Source organism: Streptomyces sp. B6B3, assembly GCF_039871525.1.
Taxonomy (GTDB): domain Bacteria; phylum Actinomycetota; class Actinomycetes; order Streptomycetales; family Streptomycetaceae; genus Streptomyces.
In genome coordinates this window covers 331,348-348,992 of sequence record NZ_JBDPLU010000007.1, presented here as the reverse complement: position 1 = coordinate 348,992, position 17,645 = coordinate 331,348, and the positions used below count along the sequence as shown (strand labels likewise).

Annotated in this window: 6 protein-coding genes; 3 read left to right on the top strand and 3 right to left on the bottom strand. The window is 69.0% G+C overall.

What is annotated here, in order from left to right:
• Nucleotides 1–205: 205 nt before the first annotated feature.
• Complete coding sequence (locus ABGB06_RS17880) at nucleotides 206–4,438, top strand: LamG domain-containing protein (RefSeq protein ID WP_347590402.1); 4,233 nt, start codon at nucleotides 206–208, stop codon at nucleotides 4,436–4,438.
• A 77-nt stretch (nucleotides 4,439–4,515) separates the two neighbouring features.
• On the top strand, nucleotides 4,516–11,292 hold the full coding sequence (locus ABGB06_RS17875) for a polymorphic toxin-type HINT domain-containing protein (RefSeq protein ID WP_347590400.1): 6,777 nt from the start codon (nucleotides 4,516–4,518) through the stop codon (nucleotides 11,290–11,292).
• Between the two features lie 203 nt (nucleotides 11,293–11,495).
• Here ABGB06_RS17875 and ABGB06_RS17870 read toward each other — a convergent pair whose 3' ends face one another.
• Nucleotides 11,496–11,672 carry a hypothetical protein gene (locus tag ABGB06_RS17870; RefSeq protein WP_347590398.1) on the bottom strand — a complete coding sequence of 59 codons (177 nt, stop codon included), beginning with the start codon at nucleotides 11,670–11,672 and terminating at the stop codon, nucleotides 11,496–11,498.
• Between the two features lie 1,268 nt (nucleotides 11,673–12,940).
• On the opposite strand from ABGB06_RS17870, the gene ABGB06_RS17865 reads away from it, so the two are divergent.
• Entirely contained in the window at nucleotides 12,941–15,406 is a 2,466-nt protein-coding gene (locus tag ABGB06_RS17865; protein WP_347590396.1) for a LamG domain-containing protein, read from the top strand.
• Nucleotides 15,407–15,822: 416 nt separating this feature from the next.
• Here ABGB06_RS17865 and ABGB06_RS17860 read toward each other — a convergent pair whose 3' ends face one another.
• Entirely contained in the window at nucleotides 15,823–16,248 is a 426-nt protein-coding gene (locus ABGB06_RS17860; RefSeq protein ID WP_347590394.1) for a hypothetical protein, read from the bottom strand.
• Between the two features lie 125 nt (nucleotides 16,249–16,373).
• On the bottom strand, nucleotides 16,374–17,561 hold the full coding sequence (locus ABGB06_RS17855) for a helix-turn-helix transcriptional regulator (protein WP_347590499.1): 1,188 nt from the start codon (nucleotides 17,559–17,561) through the stop codon (nucleotides 16,374–16,376).
• Nucleotides 17,562–17,645 lie beyond the last annotated feature (84 nt).

The following is a 17,645-nucleotide window of genomic DNA, read 5'->3' as shown; positions in this document are numbered from 1 at the left end:
ACAACCCAACAGGCAGCGGGGCACCGTCCACGTGGACGGTGCCCCGCTGTGATCATGTCCATGTTTGAGGACGAATTCGCCCTGCGTCACCCCGGTTTGTCGGATCCTGTCGGTCTGGACATGTGTGCGATGCATCCCTAATCTCCTTGCGACGTTCGTGAACGAGCGTACTGGGTGGGGACCTTGGGGAGGGCATGTGACTTTCGTGCGCGCTGCGGTCGTCGGTGGTCTGGGGTGGGCACTGACGGTCGGGCTGCTGGGGGTTGCCGAGCCGGCCGTGGCGCGAAACGCGGCGCCGGCACGCGAGGCGTCCCAGACCGCCGAGGCGGATGCCGGGACGGACGACGAGCCCGGTGCCGCGTCCGAAGAGGCGGCGCTGGAGGAGGCCCAGCGGACCGGTGAGCCCGTCGAGGTGCTCTCGGCACGCGGCGAGAGCAGCGAGGTCTTCGCCAACCCGGACGGGACGCTGGAGGCGCGCGAGTATCTGCGCCCGGTGCGGGCGAGGGTGGACGGCGAGTGGCGGGACATCGACACGACGCTGGCGGTGGATGAGGACGGCATGGTCGCCCCGGCCGTGGCCACCGTCGACCTGGCGTTCTCCGGCGGCGGCGCGGACGACCCGTTGGTCCGCATGACCCGGGCGGGCCGGACGCTGGAGCTCAGCTGGCCCGGCACGCTCCCGGCCCCCGAACTCGATGGCTCGGACGCGGTGTACCGGGACGTGCTGCCGGACGTTGACCTGCGGATGGGGGCCGGCCCCGACGGGTTCACCCAGCTGCTCGTCGTGAACTCCGCTGAGGCGGCAGAGAGCGCCGAGTTGGACGAGCTGACGCTGGGCCTCGATGCGGCGGGCATGGACGTGCGGGTGACCGACGCCGGCGGTGTGGAGGCAGTGGACGAGGGCGCCGGCAACGCGGTGTTCGAGGCCCCGGCACCGTTGATGTGGGACTCGACCACCGGTGCGGAGGCCGAGCCGGCGTCCGTCGACACCTCCGAGGTGGGCTCGGACGAGTCCGCCCGCCAGGGTCGGGTCGCCGTCGAGGTGACGGACACCTCGCTCGCGTTGACCCCCGACCCGGACATCCTGCGGGGAGAGGAGACGCGGTACCCGGTCTTCATCGATCCGCAGTGGCACACGCCGGGCGCGTCGGCGTGGACGATGGTGTCGCGGTACTGGAACGACTCGCCGCAGTGGAAGTTCAACGGCGAGAACAACGCCGGTCTGGGCTACTGCGGGTGGGAGTACTGCGCGCCGGAAGATCTGAAGCGGCTGTTCTACCGCCTGCCGGTCTCTCGTTTCGGCGGAACCAAGATCCTCGAGGCCCAGTTCAGAGTCCCCAACGTGTACTCCGCCTCCTGCACAGACCGTGAGGTACAGGTGTGGCGCACGAAGGGCATCGATTCAGGGACGACGTGGGACTCCCAGAACAACGACGCGTTCTGGATCGACCGGCTGGACACCCAGAGCTTCGCCTACGGGTACGACGGATGCGCGGCGAGGGACGCGGAGTTCAACGTCCTTCCCGCGGTGCAGCAGGCGGCGGACGCGGACTGGTCGACCCTCACGTTGGGGATGCAGGCCACGAACGAGTCGGACCGGCTGGGCTGGAAGCGCTTCTCCGATGATGCGTACCTCCGGGTCAAGTACAACCGCCCACCGCCCCAGATCAAGACGAGCCAGCTGCTGATGGAGTACGGCGGGCAGTGCGCGCCCGCGAACGACCCGACTCTGGTACGTAGCGTGGGCGAGATTTACGCCACCAACGTCACGGACCCGGATGGTGACAAGGTGCGGGTCGAGTTCCGTGCGCTGTGGGACAACGGGGACGGCCAAGGAAACGTCGTGCGCTGGGAGTCAGGGCTGAGCACGCTCAAGAACTCCGGCTCCACCTTCAACGTGACGCTGCCCGACAGGCTGCCGGACAACGGGCGGGTGCAGTGGGAAGCCCGGTCCCACGACGGTGAGCGGGCCTCGCCGTGGTCGGCCAGCGGATCGCCCTCGCGGTGCACCTTCCACCTCGACACCAACGTCCCCAGGGCGCCGACGGTCACCTCGCCGGAGTATCCGGCCGCGGATCCGGCGGACCCGCAGGACGGGTGGCATGACGGCCTGGGGCGGTACGGCGACTTCACCTTCGACTCGCCCGCCTCCGACGCGAACCGGTACCGGTACGGCCTGAACTCCGATCCGCGGGCGGCGAACGAGGTCGCGACGACGAACGGGGCGGCGCGTACCGTGCGGCTCGCGCCGCCGAAGGTGGGCGTCAACTGGGTGACGGTCGCGGCGTACGACGAGGCCGGTAACCGTTCGGAGCCGCGCACCTACCTGTTCGTCGTGCGGGCGGGCTCGCCGGAGCGGACGGTGTGGGACCTGGACGAGGAGGCGGGCGCCCCCAGTGCTTCGGGTGAGGGGGAACCCTGGGAGGCGGCACTGGCCGGTGACGCGGTGACCGGCGCGGCCGGGGTGAGCGGCGGCGCGTTGCAGTTGGGCGGGGAGAGCGGCTACGCCGCGACGGAGACCTCGGTGGTGGACACCTCCAAGAGCTTCGCCGTCTCCCTCTGGGCCCGGCTGCCCGAGGGAGGCGTGTCCGCCACGGGCACGGCCGTCTCCCAGGCCGGGAAGAACACGTACGGTTTCCAGATATCGGTCGATCCGGGCACGGGCGGCTGGTCCTTCGCCGTCCCCGCCGCCGACAGCACCAGCGCCTCCGTGACGCGGGCCCGGCAGGGCGAGGCCGCCACGGTGGGGGAGTGGACACACGTGGTGGCAGTGTCCGACCGCCCCCTGAACCAGCTCCGGCTCTACGTCGACGGCCAGTTGGCCGCCACCACCGCGTTCACCAGCCCGTGGGAGGCACGCGGCGTCGTCGCGTTGGGGGCGGCGCTGTCCGGACAGACGGCGGGGCAGTTCTTCGCGGGTGAGGTGGACGAGATCCGGTTCTACGACCGTTGGCTGTCGGAGTCCCAGGTCGAGGAGTTGCACGCCCAGCAGTCCCTGACCGACGGCGGTCGCCCGGCGGTGGCCGTCTGGCCGCTCGACGAGGCGGCCGAGGCCACGAGCGTGACGGGCGCGAGTCAACCGCTGGCGGCCGATGTCCACGGCAACGTCACCTTCGGCGGCGAGGGCGTCTCCGGTACCTCCGCGTCGTTCGATGGTGACACCACCACGGGCAGTTACCTGGCGACCGAGCAGCCGGTGCTGGACACCTTCCAGTCGTTCGCGGTGTCCGCATGGGTGCGGCTGCCGGAGGACAAGGCGAACCAGAACATGGTGGTCGCGGCGCAGACCGCCGACACCAACTGGGGCTTCGCCCTGGTCCACGCCCCGGACGGCCGGGGGTGGACCTTCCGTCGTTGGACGGCGGACGACGCGGAAGGGTCGTTGGTGCAGGCCAGCGAGTGGCCCTGCACGTCAGGCGATCCGGACTGCGCGAACGCCCGCCTGGGGGCCTGGACGCACGTGGTGGGCGTCCACGACCTGGACGCCCAGGAACTGCGGCTGTACGTCAACGGCGAACTGGTGGCCACCGAGGACTTCACCGGCCACTGGACCGCCACCGGCCGGATGACGATCGGCGCGGCCGACCACCGCGACGGGACCCCGTCCGGAGAGTTCGCCGGGCAGATCGACGACGTGAGGCTGTTCGACCGGATGACGACGGCCGGTGAGGTCGAGCAACTGTTCCAGCAAAACCCGCAGCTGGCCGGGCGGTGGCAGTTCGAGGAGAGCGACGCCGGCACCACACCGGACTCCTCCGCCGCCGGCACCGCGTTGAACCTGAGCGGCGGCCCGGTGATCGGCCCCGGCAACGTGGACGACGGGGCGCTGCTGCTGGACGGCGTGGACGACCACGCGGCCACCTCGGCCGGAACCGTGCCCGTGGACACCTCGGCCAGCTTCACCGTGACCGCCTGGGCCCAGGCCGCCGCACTCCCCGACACGGGCGCGACGGTGCTCAGCGCGGCGGGAGCGGAGCGCAGCGCGTTCGCCGTCCGTTTCGAACCCGAGTCTGCGGACGGGCGCGGCACCTGGCAGATCGTGCTGCCCGACGAGGACGATCCGGGGGCCACGGTGGTCAGCGTCGACAACGCCCGCTTTCTGGATGCCCGGGACTGGAACCACCTGGCGCTGGTCTACGACGGCTTCCGCCGTCAGGCCCAGCTCTATGTCAACGGCATGCTCGCCGAGGTGGCGTGCGCCGGCGGGATGGACGACGCCTGCGGCTCGGTCTCCTGGGCCGAGAACGTCCTCACCTTCCCCGCCAACCACTCCCTCCAGGTCGGCCGCGCCCGCACCGACACCGGCGGCTGGGGCGAGTACTGGCCCGGCGCGATCGACGACGTCTGGGCCTTTCAGGGGGCGTTGAGCAGCGCGCAGGTGGCGTGGCTGTCCATGGCGTTTGCCGACACTCCCACCGAGGTTCCGCCTTCCAGCTAGCAGCACGCACGAAGTCCACGAACGACGACGCCCGAACTCTCACCGCACATCGAGCCAGCGAGGAGCCGAGGTACGCGATGAACGACAGACGGCAGCGACGCCGGGCCCGCACGTGGCGCCGGTACCTGGGGCACGGCGCGACGCTCATGCTGATCGGCTCTCTGCTCCAGGCCGTCTCCCTGCCGACGACGGCGCTCGCGAACGACGGCCCGCCGCCGCTGCCCGAGTCCGAGCAGCCGGTTGACGGGACCGACGGCCTCCCGGTCGAGGAGCGGACGGTCGAGGAGGGCCCGCGGGTACCGGAGCGCGACCCCCGGGCCGCGTGGCCGGAGTCCACCCCCGCCGACGTGCTGCTGTCGAACGACGACGCCGACGGCCTCACCCAGGCCGGTGACCTTCCGTTGTCCCTCCGGACCGCCCAGGACGGCGACTCCGCGCGCACCGCCGAGGACAGCGACGTCGCGGCCGAGGTGACGGTGCTGGACCGCGAGAGCACCGAGGCCGCGGGCGTTCTGGGCGTGGTGTTCACCGTCGAGCAGCAGGCCGCGGCCGACCAGGCCCAGGACCAGACACAGGAACAGACCCTGGCGGACTCCGCCGTCGACGTCCAACTGGACTACGCGACGTTCGCCGAGGCGTACGGCGGCGGCTTCGGCTCGCGGCTCGGTCTCTACCAACTCCCCGCCTGCGCCCTGGACACGCCGGACGACCCGGCCTGCCGCGAGCGCACTCCGCTGGAGTCCACCAACGACGCCGAGGGCCAGATCCTCACCGCCGAGGGCGTCGGGCTGGACGCCTCGCAGCCGCTCGTGCTCGCCGCCGCGGCCGACGAGGAGAGCATGGAGAGCGACTACACCGCCACGCCGCTCTCGCCCTCCGGAACGTGGGACGTCGGCCTGAACACCGGCGACTTCACCTGGTCCTACGACATGCCGGTGCCCGAGGTGCCCGGCGGCCTGACGCCCAACGTCGGCCTGTCGTACTCCTCCGGCTCCATCGACGGCCGCACCGGCGGCACCAACAACCAGTCCTCCTGGGCCGGCGACGGATTCGAGCTGTGGCCCGGCTACATCGAGCGCCGCTATCAGTCCTGCGCCGAGGAGGGGGTGAAGAACGGCGACGGCAACGAGGTCGGCGACCTGTGCTGGGAGTACGACAACGCCTTCATCTCCCTCAACGGCACGGCCGGCGAGCTGGTCCCCGTCGCGGACAACGAGTGGAAGCTGCAGCAGGACGACGGCACCCGCATCCGCCGCCTCACGGCCGACGCCCGGGCCAACGGCGACAACAACAACGAGTACTGGGAGGTCACCACCCCGGACGGCACCCGGTACTACTTCGGCTACCACCGCCTGCCCGGCTGGTCCTCCGGTGACGAGGCGACCGACTCGACCTGGACCGCCCCGGTCTACGGCAACGACTCCGGCGAGCCCTGCCACGCCAGCACCACCGCCTCCTCCTGGTGCGACCAGGCGTGGCGCTGGAACCTGGACTACGTCGTCGACCCGCACGGCAACGCCGTCGCCTACTACTACAACATCGAGCAGAACTCCTACGGCCGCTTCCTCAACGAGGACAACAACACCCGCTACATCCGCGGCGGCTTCCTGGACCGCATCGACTACGGCCTGACGGACGGCGACCTCTACGCCCAGCAGCCGCTGGCCCGCGTCGACTTCGCCAACGCCACCCGCTGCCTGCACGAGAACATCGACTGCACCACCGGCGCGATCAACGACAACGAGCAGTACTGGTACGACACCCCCTGGGATCTCAACTGCGGGGCGAGCGCCACCTGCGACGCCGGCCGCTTCTCGCCGACGTTCTGGTCGCGCTTCCGCCTGGGCTCCGTCACCACCCAGGTCTACGAGGCCGGCGCCTACCAGCCCGTCGACTCCTGGGAGTTGACCCACCGCTGGGGCACGTCCGACGTCGACTACCAGCTGCTCCTGGAAAGCATCCAGCACACCGGCCACACCGGGACCAGCTCCACGCCCACGATCGCCCTGCCGGAGACGACGTTCGCCTACACCCAACTGGCCAACCGCCTCGACGAGATCGGCGACGGCTACGCCCCGTTCATCAAGGAGCGGCTGTCCACCATCGCCGACGAGTACGGCGGCCAGATCGACGTCGCGTACTCCGACCCGGTCTGTAACGCCGGGAATCTGCCCACCCCGCAGACGAACACCACCCGCTGCTTCCCCCAGTACATCGGCGGCGGGGTGGACATCGACCCGGACCTGGAGTGGTTCAACAAGTACGTCGTCACCTCCGTCACCGCCACCGACCGCACCGGCGGCGCCCCCGACCAGGTGACCCGCTACCAGTACCTGGGCGGCGCGGCCTGGCACTACGACGACGACAACGGTCTGGTCCCCGCGTCGGAGAAGACCTGGTCACAGTGGCGCGGCTACGGCCAGGTCCGCGTCCAGGCCGGCGGCCAGGGCACCGACGGGATGGTCTCCCAGCAGGACACGTACTTCCTGCGCGGCATGGACGGCGACCGCCAGTCCCCGTCCGGTGGCACCAAGTCCGTCACCGTCGACCTGCCCGCGGGCGAGGGCGATCCGATCACCGACCATCCCTCCGCCCAGGGCTTCGCCTACCGCACGGTCACCTTCGAGGGTGTCGGCGGCGACGTGCTGGAGAGGTCGGTCTCCCGCCCCTGGCACCACGAGACCGCAAGCGACTCCCGCGACTGGGGTGAGATCACCGCCGATCTCACGGGCACCGAACGCACCACCACCTGGACCTCGTTGGACGAAGGCGCGGGCGACGAGTGGCGCACCACCCGCGTCATCAACACCTACGACACCGTCGCCGGCCGCCTCACCACCGTCGACGACCGTGGGGACATCTCCGCCGCAGCCGACGACCGGTGCACCCGCACCACCTACGCCACCAACTCCTCCGGCAACCTGCTTGTCCTGCCCTCGCGGGCCGAGACCGTCGCGGTCAACTGCGACGCCACGCCCGACCGGTCCGAGGACGTTATCTCGGACGAGCGGTATGCCTACGACGGCCGCGACTACGGCCAGGCCCCGACCGCCGGCGACGTCACCGCCACCGCCGTGATCGCCGAGCACGACGGCAGCACGGCCAGCTACCTGGAGTCCGGCGCGACCTACGACGACTACGGCCGCCAGCTCACCGCAACCGACCTGACCGCCGATGTCACCGCCACCGGCTCCACGGTGACCCGCGACCCGCGCTCGGACGGCCGCACCACGACCACTGGTTACAGCCCGGCGACCGGCATCCCCACCACGGTCACCGAGACCACCCCGCGGGCCGATCCCGACGACCCCGCCACGGCACAGAGCACCACGACGAACCTGGACCCGTTGCGCGGCCTGCCCACCAAGGTCACCGACACCAACGACTACGTCACCACCCAGACGTACGACGCCCTCGGGCGACTCCGAGGGGTCTGGTACAACATCCCGACGAGCTTCTCGCCCACGTACGAGTTCACCTACCGCGTCACCGAGGGCCAGCCTGTCGCCGTCGGCACCCGCACCCCCGGTCACAACGGCGGGCAACTCCCCACCTCGTACGTCCTGTACGACGGCTTCCTGCGCGAGCGGCAGACCCAGGCGCTTGGCCCGGACGGCGGGCGGCTGCTGACCGACACGTTCTACGACGCACGCGGCCTGGCCGAAAGGACCTTCGCCACCTACTACGCTGACGGCGCCCCGACCCAGACGATCTTCTCCCCGGAGAACGCGCTCGACGTCGAGACCCAGACCTGGACCAGCTACGACGGGCTGGGACGAGAGATCGAGTCGCGCCAGGTCGCGGGCAACGGCGACGGCGTCGACGTGCTGGGCATCACCACCACCGGCTACGGCGGTGACCGCACCACCGTGATCCCGCCCGAGGGCGAGACCGCCACCACGACGCTCGTCGACGCCCGCGGCCAGGTCACCGAGCTCCGCCAGCACCACCAGCCCACGGCCGGCGCCGACTTCGACACCACCTCGTACGCGTACACGCCCGCCGGGCTGCTGTCCTCCGTCACCGACCCGGCCGGCAACGAGTGGACGTACACCTACGACCTGCTGGGCCGCACCACCGCCACCACCGACCCGGACGCCGGCGAGACGACGAGCGTCTACGACGACCGCGGCCAACTCGTCGAGCGCACCGACGCCCGCGACCAGACCCTCGCGTACGTCTACGACGACCTCGGCCGCCAGACCGAACTCCACGACGACTCACCCAGCGGCGCGCTGCGCGCCGAATGGATCTACGACACCGTCGCCCGCGCCCAGGGCCAACTGGCAGAGTCCATCCGCTACGCGGACGGAGCGGCCTACAGCCACGAGATCCCCGAATACGACCACCAGTACCGTGCCACCAGGGAACGTACGGTCATCCCCGAGACCGAAGGCGAGTTGGCCGGTACCTACGAGACACGTTACGAGTATTTCGAGTCCGGACTTCCCCGAGGCCAGCACTGGGATGGGGCTGGTGCACTGCCGGGGAACACGGCCGTCTTCGAGTACGACGCCCGCACGCTCTGGCAGACGGGTACCTATGGCGCCGGCTTCGACTCGGAGGTCAGCCACAGCCTCACGGGGAAGCCGCTCCAATACGACCTCTCGCAGGGACCGGACAGTAACTCGACCTGGGTGAACAACACCTACGAGTGGGGCACTCAGCGTCTGGCCTCGGCACAGGTCAAGCGCTTCGGCCAGGACGGATGGGACCGCAGCGAGGCGTTCACCTACGACGAGGCGGGCAACGTCCTGTCCGCCGCCGACGTCTCCCGCACCGGCACGGACGTGCAGTGCTTCGCGTACGACTACCTGCGCCGGCTGACCGAGGCCTGGGCCCAGGGCCAGCAGGACTGCGCGGACGAGCCTTCGACCTCGGCGATGGACGGGCCGGCCCCGTACTGGCACTCCTACACCTACGACGCGGTCGGCAACCGCCTCACGGAGAATCTGCACGAGCAGGACACCGAGCGCACCTACGACTACCCCGAGCCCGGCGCCGCCCAGCCGCACACCCTGACCTCGGTGACCGAGGAGGCCCCGGGCGTCACCTCGCTGGAGGAGTACGACTACGACGCGTCCGGGAACACCACCAGCCGCCAGACCAGCGGGGATACCCAGACCCTCACCTGGGACGCCGAGGGCAACCTCACCCGGGTCGAGGAGGTCAACGGGGGCACGACCGAGTACGTCTACGACACCGAGGGCAACCGTCTGATCGGCCGTACCCCGACCGAGACCACCCTCTATCTGGGCGGCCACACCGAGGTCACCCTCCCGAACGGCTCATCCACTCCGGAGGCCACCCGCTATTTCGACCTCGGGGGCGGCCACACGGCCGTGCATGAGAACGACGGGGACGTCTTCCTCACCATCGCCGACCACCACGGCACCGCCCAACTCGCGGTCAACGCGGCCACCCTGGAGCTCGAACAGCGCCGCACCCTGCCTTTCGGTGATCTTCGCGGCGAGCAGCCCGCCTCCTGGCCGGGCACCCGCGGCTTCGTCGGTGGCACCAGCGACACCTCGACGGGCCTGACCCATCTCGGGGCCCGTGAGTACGACCCGGCTCAGGGCCGCTTCGTCTCGCTCGACCCGATCATGGACCTGACCGACCCGCAACAGATCCATGGCTACACCTACGCCAACAACAACCCGCTCACCTTTGCCGACCCATCCGGGGAGCTGTACATCCCGGTCCGCCCGGACGTCGTGACCACACCGGGCAATGTCAGCTCCGGCCAGAAACCCCCGAAGCCCACTGCCCCGGTCAGTTCCTCCTCCACCAGCAGCGCCGTCTACTCCGACACGGGCTCCAGCTCCGGATTCGGAGAGGTGCAGCAGGTCGGCTGGAATCCCATTGCCCCTCTCCAGGGAATGTTGCTTGACCCGTGGGAGATGGCCTCCACGGTCAAGGACCTCTTCGTGCCCGACCCCTGGGGAGCGGTGACCGACTGTCAGGAGGACATGGTCTCCCTGGGCTGCAGTTCACTGGTGCTGGACCTTTTTCCAGGCGGCAGGTTGTTCGGGAAGACGGACGAAGCCCTGGACGAGATCGGCGACGCGAACCGGCGCTCTGACGGTTCCGACGCCCCGAGCTGCAACAGTTTCGTCCCTGGCACGCACGTCCTGATGGCTGACGGGACGACCAAGCCCATCGAGGACGTCGAGATCGGCGACGAGGTCCTGGCCACCGACCCAGAGACGGGCGAGACCATCCCCCGCACGGTCACCGCCGAGCTCCTGAACACCGGCACCAAACAGCTCACCACCGTCACCCTCACCACCGAGGACGGCGCCACTGAAACCCTCACCTCCACCGACGAACACCCCTACTGGACCCCCGACACCCAAACCTGGACCAACGCCGAATCCCTCAACCCCGGCGACCACCTCACCACCCCCGACGGCACCCAAGCCACGGTCACCACCGTCCAGAACCACACCCAACCCGCCACCGTCCACAACCTCACCATTCAAGACACCCACACGTACTACGTGGTCGCGGACGACACTCCGGTACTTGTGCACAACTGCAACTTCAGGCCGGGAGCGGCGGATGAGCACTATGACAAGCACGTACTCGGCTTGGACGATGCAGGTGAACCGACTCGAACCCCGGACATGCCTGAGTACGATCGCAAGGGCGGATTCGAGGAGTATGTTGCAGATGCCTGCAGCCTTATGTGCGGTCCGCTTCCAGCGGGAGCCCGGGAGGCGACTCGTAGTGACGGGGTGGTGATTCGCTTGGATGCCAGCGGGCGTATCGGAATGAGAAATGGAGAGGAGATCACCACGTTCTTCCGGCCTGACGATCCCGCGACATACTTTTCACGAGAGGCTGCCCGTTGACGAGTTCACAGTCCTTCGATGCGGTGTTCTCTGAGTTCACGAGGGCATCGGGCCGGTGGCGGGATACATCGCCAACCGATCTGCTTGCCCGCTGGGAGCAGTTCGTCTCGGAATGCGAGCATGGTTATTCGAGTGATGCTGAGGACTACTTCAATGACTTGACCTCCCGCGATGCGATCGAGCGTGCGATGTGCGATGAGAAGCTATCTCAATATCCTGAGATGGTGGTCTTCAAGCAGCGAGTTGCGCAGATTGACGCTCGATTCCGTGTCCTTCTGCGACCGAATGCCTTCCCACGCCTCCCAGTGGAAGACTGGTGGGCACGCGGCGTCGTCCGCAGTGCGGGGAAGCGGCTCGCGGGTGACCTGCTCGATAGTCATGGAGTTACTATTAGAACTACAGATCGCCGTGGCGAGGCATGACTACAGGCCCTGCCATGGCTTCGGCCGGTAGTGTTACGCCGAAGTCGGGGCAACTCGCTGAGTGAGGACGAGTCAGATCTTCAGAACGCGCAGTGAGAAACGGCATGGAGACAACGAGGAACCGACCGGCCCTTGAGATCACGCTAGGCTGACGGCTGAGTTGGCTCGATGAGGGACCATGGGAGACAGAGAACGGAGTGGATTACCGAAGCGCCTCGTATACCCACTTCGGCCGTGCGCGACGACGACGCCGACCAGGGTTGAGAGGACAGCCGAGGAGACGAGTGGAAGGCTGACGCCTCGCACGCGAGAGCGTGATTCGCCGCTTGAATCTCTCCGTGGCCCTACTGCGCCAGACTCCGCCGAATGCTGCAGTTGACATCCTGAATCCGAGTCACCTAATCGACCTTCTAGCTCAAGAGCTTCCGATCTCCGTTGAAAAGGCTCGGGATCTATTGGTCGGTTGGCGCGTTCTCGACATTGCGCAGATTCGGATTCTGCGAGCTGTTAAGAATCTTATTGCGCCCGCTCTTAGTCTCGCGGGAGTGGCGTCCAGAGGAGACATCGACGGGAGGTTGAAAGCTTGGGAGGAAGTCCTTCCTTCACTTCCGTGAGTAGCCACCAAAAGACCTACCCGGTGGCGGTCATCACAGTCCCAAGCGCCTTGAGGTACGCAAACCTTGGTTTCGGTGGAGAAATCGGGAGGCAAGAACGGGAGTGTCTAATCAACGGCAGATCTGATGATCAAGGAGACGCCAGATGACTGAGACTCCTGCTGGGCCGGCGACGGCGGCGAGGGCGCCAAGTTCTGGCTGTATGTGTCACCGAGCTGAAGAACCGCGGCCTCGGTGACGTGCGAGGGGCAGCAGGGCGGTTCGGTGAGCGACCCGTCCTACTCCTACACCCTCGACCCGGCCGCCGACATCCCCGGCATCGTGACCGCGGGCGCCGGCGTCGGCAACCTCTGAGCCGAGCTGCCCGCCCGTTCCGGAAACGCGCAACCCAACTGATAGCGGGGCACCGTCCGTGAGGGCGGTGCCCCGCTGTGATCATGTCCATGTTTGGGAGTGAGTTGGTGCTGCATCGCCCCGGGTTGTCGGACTCTGTCGGTCTGGACGTGCGTGCGATGCGTCCCTAATCTCCTTGCGACGTTCGTGAACGAGAATTTCTGGTGGGAACTTTGGGGAGGGAATGTGACTTTCGTGCGCGCTGCCATGGTCGGTGGCTTGGGGTGGGCACTGGCGGTCGGGCTGCTGGGGGTTGGCGAGCCGACCGCCCGCACCACCAGCACCCCGGCGGCTCCGACCGTCACCTCGCCGGAGTATCCGGCCTCGGATCCGGCGGACCCGCAGAACCCGTGGCACGAGGGCGAGGGGCTGTACGGCGACTTCACCTTCGACTCGTCGTCTTCCGATGTGAACCGGTACCGGTACGGCCTGAACTCCGATCCGCGGGAGGCCAACGAGATCGCGACGACGGACGGGGCGGCGCGTACCGTGCGGTTGACGCCGGAGGCAGGGGTCAACTTTCTGACCGTCGCGGCGTATGACGAGGCCGGGCACCGTTCGGCGACGACTACGTACCTGTTTCGTGTGCTGGAGGGCTCGCCGGAGCAAGCGGTGTGGGACCTGGACGAGGAGGCGGGAGCCTCCAGTGCCTCGGGCGACGGGAGATCATGGGAGACGGCGCTGGCCGGTGACGCGGTGGCCGGCGTGGCCGGGGTGAGTGGCGGGGCGTTGCAGGTGGGCGGCGAGAGCGGCTACGCCGCGACGGAGACCTCGGTGCTTGACACTTCCAAGAGCTTCGCTGTCTCCTTCTGGGCCCGGCTGCCCGAGGGCGGGGTCGACTCGACGGGCACTGCGGTCTCTCAGGCGGGGAAGAACACTTACGGCTTTCAGGTATCCGTCGATCCGGGCACGGGCGGCTGGTCCTTCGCCGTCCCCGCCGGCGACAGCGCGAGCGCCTCCGTGACGCGGGCCCGGCAGGGCGAGGCCGCGGCGTTGGGGGAGTGGACGCATGTGGTGGCGGTGTCCGACCTCTCCAGGGACCAGCTCCGGCTCTACGTGGACGGGCAGTTGGCCGCCACCACCGCGTTCACCAGCCCGTGGGAGTCACGCGGAGCCGTCGCCCTGGGGGCGGCGCTGTCCGGACAGACGGCGGGGCAGTTCCTCGCCGGCGATGTGGACGAGGTCCAGTTCTACGACCGCTGGCTGCCGGAGGCCCAGATCGCCGAACTGCACGCCCAGCAGCCCCTGACCGATGGCGGTCGCCCGGCGGTGGCGGTGTGGTCCCTCGACGAGGCGGCCGAGGCCACGACCGTGACGGGTGTGAGCGAGCCGCTGGCGGCCGACGTCCACGGCAACGTCACCTTCGGCGCCGAGGGCGTCACCGACACCTCGGCGTCGTTCGACGGGGACACCACAGTGGGCAGCTACCTGGCGACGGAGCAGCCGGTGCTGGACACCGACCAGTCGTTCGCGGTGTCCGCGTGGGTGCGACTGCCGGATGACAAGCCGAACCAGAACATGGTGGTCGCGGCGCAGACGGCCGACACGAACTGGGGCTTCGCCCTGGTCCACGCCCCGGACGGCCGGGGGTGGACGTTCCGCCGCTGGACGGCGGACGACGCGGAGGGGTCGTTGGTCCAGGCCAGCGAGTGGCCCTGCGCCAAGGGCGATCCGGACTGCGCGAACGCCCGTCTCGGGGCCTGGACGCATGTGGTCGGCGTCCATGATCTGGATGCCGAGGAGCTACGGCTGTACATCAACGGCGAACTGGTGGCCACCGAGGAGTTCACCGGCCGCTGGACCGCCACCGGTCGGATGACGATCGGCGCTGCCGACCACCGCGACGGAACCCTGTCCGGGGAACTCGCCGGACAGATCGACGACGTGCGGCTGTTCGACCGGATGACGACGGCGAGCGAGGTCGAGGAACTGTTCCAGCAGAGCGCGTCGGTCGCCGGGCGGTGGCAGTTCGAGGAGAGCGACGCCGGGACGACACCGGACTCCTCCTCCGCCGGGACCCCGTTGAACCTGCACGGGGACCCGGTGATCGGTCCCGGCAGGGTGGACGACGGGGCGCTGCTGCTGGACGGTGTGGACGACTACGCGGCCACCTCGGCCGGAACCGTGCCCGTGGACACCTCGGGGAGCTTCACCGTGACCGCCTGGGCCCGGGCCGATGCCCTGCCCGAGGCCGGCGCGACGGTGCTCAGCGCGGCGGGAGCGGAGCGCAGCGCGTTCGCCGTCCGCTTCGAGCCCGAGTCGGCGGACGGACGCGGCACCTGGCAGATCGTGCTGTCCGACGCCGATGATCCGGGAGCCACCGTGGTCAGCGTCGACAACCGCCGCTTCCTGGACGTTCGGGAATGGAACCACCTGACGCTGGTCTACGACGGCTTCCGCCGTGTAGCCCAGCTCTACGTCAACGGCCAGCTGCAAGTGACGTGTGACGAGGAGACGGACGACCCCTGCGACACGGGCTCCTGGGCCGAGAACGTCCGGACCTTCCCCGCCGACCACTCCCTCCAGGTCGGCCGCGCCCGCACCGCCACCGGCGGCTGGGGCGAGTACTGGACCGGCGCGATCGACGACGTCTGGGCCTTCGAGGGCGCGTTGAACGCCGAGCAGGTGGCGGTGCTGTCCATGCAACTCAACGGCATTCCGACCGAGGTCCCTCAAGTCGGGTAAGGCATCTGACCGCGACGCACGTCAATGTCCGGCGCACACCGTGATCCGAGCGAGCGGGGGCACCGTGCCCACTCCCGCAGGACTGTGCCCCGTGGGGACGACGCGGGAGGCCGCGCTCACCCTCGTAGTCGACAGGCGCGAAACGTTGGGGCCGCGGGGTTGATGGCGGTACCCAGGAATCGTACGCGAGGACGCGGGAGTTCCTCGCCGGGCATCGCCCGTGACGGACCCGTCATGGGCGATGCCCGGCATCTGATCGCGCCGCTTGGTCACGCCCACTCGGACCGGTGCGTGCGGGGTCCGGCTGTGGGCCGGGGCAGTTGTCGTGGGCCTCGCCCAGATCCAGGTCGGTCCAGCACATGGTGCAGGTGACCCATCCGACAGGCATCGTGGGTGGCGGTGATGGCGTCTTGTGCTCACGCGCCATGGCGGGGCCCCCGCGACGAGCGGCGGCGGGTGCCGAGTACTTCGGTCAGCGTGGCGTATAGCAGTTCCGGGGAGGTGAGGCAGTCTCCGGCCACGGGTGGTTCGATCAGCCAGCGTCGGGTTGTCTTCCACCGTGCCGGGGGAACCTGGATCTCCCTACCAGCGCCGAGCACGTCCACGCCGGGCAGCTTCCAGACGTCGGCGGTGCGGACCGGCACCAGCCAGGTGACGGTGTCCTTCGTCTGGTCCTCGATGGCGGGGCCCGCGCGGTGCTGTATGAGCCCGATGGCGCAGACGGCGTCGAAGGCGTCCACGACCACCGCGTCGAACCACCGGCCGCACGGCACCGCGCGCACGCCGGTCGCTGTCGGCGGCAGCCAGGCTGGACGGGTGAGTGATGCGACAGACTCGCTCATAGTCAGCTCCCGTGATACGGCGGCACACAGTCCGACCGTCGATACGGGAACGCTAAGAAGGCAGCATGACCTTGAGCAATGACAGTTTGACGCTCAGCCGAAGCGAACTAACCGTCACCGGGCAGTTACAGCGGCAGTCTGATGTCGTCTGCCAACTGACGCATCTCGGGCGTCAGAGTTCTACGTCGAGAGATGATCGTGCCCAGGATGTCCCTCGCGTACCGCTGGTTGGCGAGCCACGCCGGGGCCCGCTCGTTGACCGCCAACAACGTCTCCATGGCCTCGCCGTAGTGCCGGAGCTTGGCGTGAGCGTTCGCCACGTCCAGGCGGTGTCGGTTGAAGTTGCCGTCGGAGGGCAGCGCTGCCGTCACTCGGGCCACGCGCTCGGCCAGGTCGAGTGCCCTGTCCGGCTGGTCCGTGATGACGAGGTTCTCGATGCGCTTGTGCGCCACGACGGTCGCACCCCACCGGTTCATCCGGCGGCCGTACCCGAGGTCCCTACCGGTGAGCACTGCCGCTGCCTGTGCCAGCTTCATCGCAGTGGCGGCCTCGCCCTCCCGGTTGTCCCTGATGGCCGCGGCTCCGGCGTGTAGGAGCAGCCATCCCCACGCCGCGAGGTCGTCAGGGGTGGCTCGGGAGACACGGTGTGGTTCCAGGTCGTCCGCCCACTTCGTGGCCAGCACCCGTGCGTTGGAGATGTGGCCCTGCCGCAGCAGCAGCCAGCACCGCGTCGTGATGATGCCGGCGGCCGTCGCCGCGTCGGGGGCGGCGTCCAAGGCATGATCCAGGGCGCTGTCAGCCCCCTCCCACTGTCGCACCTGCGTCAACGCGGCGCCGGTGAAGTGCAGCACCCGGGCGCGGACATGGCGCGCTGCCGCGGAGTCGCCGAGGGCGTCGGTGTCCCGGAGCAACGGAGGGAGCACCTGTGCGAGCGCGATGAAGTCGCCGCCGAAGTACGCGGCACGCGCAGCGGCGAGCGCTGCCTCGACACCGTCGAGCGTCGGTGCGGGCAGGTCACCGCGTTCCTGGGGCCGTTCGACCGCATGCTGCACCGCGCGCCACGCCTCCTCCGGAACGTGGTCCGACTCGGGTGTCTCCTCTCCCCGGTCGAGCAGGCGCGTCGTGGGCACGCGCAGGGCTGCGGCCAACTTCCTCGCGGTTTCCAGCCGCGTGTCCCTCTGCTCGCCCTGCTCCAGTTTGCGGATGGTGGACAGGGACACGCTTGCGGCCTGTGCGAGTTCCTGTTGTGAGAGGCCTCGGCGCTTACGGAGGTCTTCCAGGCGGGCCCCGATGCCCGTGGCGGCGTCAGGCATACCGACTCCCATACGGTCTGGCTTCGACACTCGGAACGTACCCCGCGAAGCTGGGGAACCCTCACGAAACGGCCACTTCTGCTG

What these genes read in the sequence shown, in the direction of transcription:
- ABGB06_RS17875 (WP_347590400.1), top strand. Translation starts at nt 4,516, where the DNA reads ATGAACGACAGACGGCAGCGACGCCGGGCCCGCACGTGGCGCCGGTAC.
- ABGB06_RS17870 (WP_347590398.1), bottom strand. Translation starts at nt 11,672, where the DNA reads ATGACTATCGAGCAGGTCACCCGCGAGCCGCTTCCCCGCACTGCGGAC.
- ABGB06_RS17860 (WP_347590394.1), bottom strand. Translation starts at nt 16,248, where the DNA reads ATGAGCGAGTCTGTCGCATCACTCACCCGTCCAGCCTGGCTGCCGCCG.
- ABGB06_RS17855 (WP_347590499.1), bottom strand. Translation starts at nt 17,561, where the DNA reads ATGCCTGACGCCGCCACGGGCATCGGGGCCCGCCTGGAAGACCTCCGT.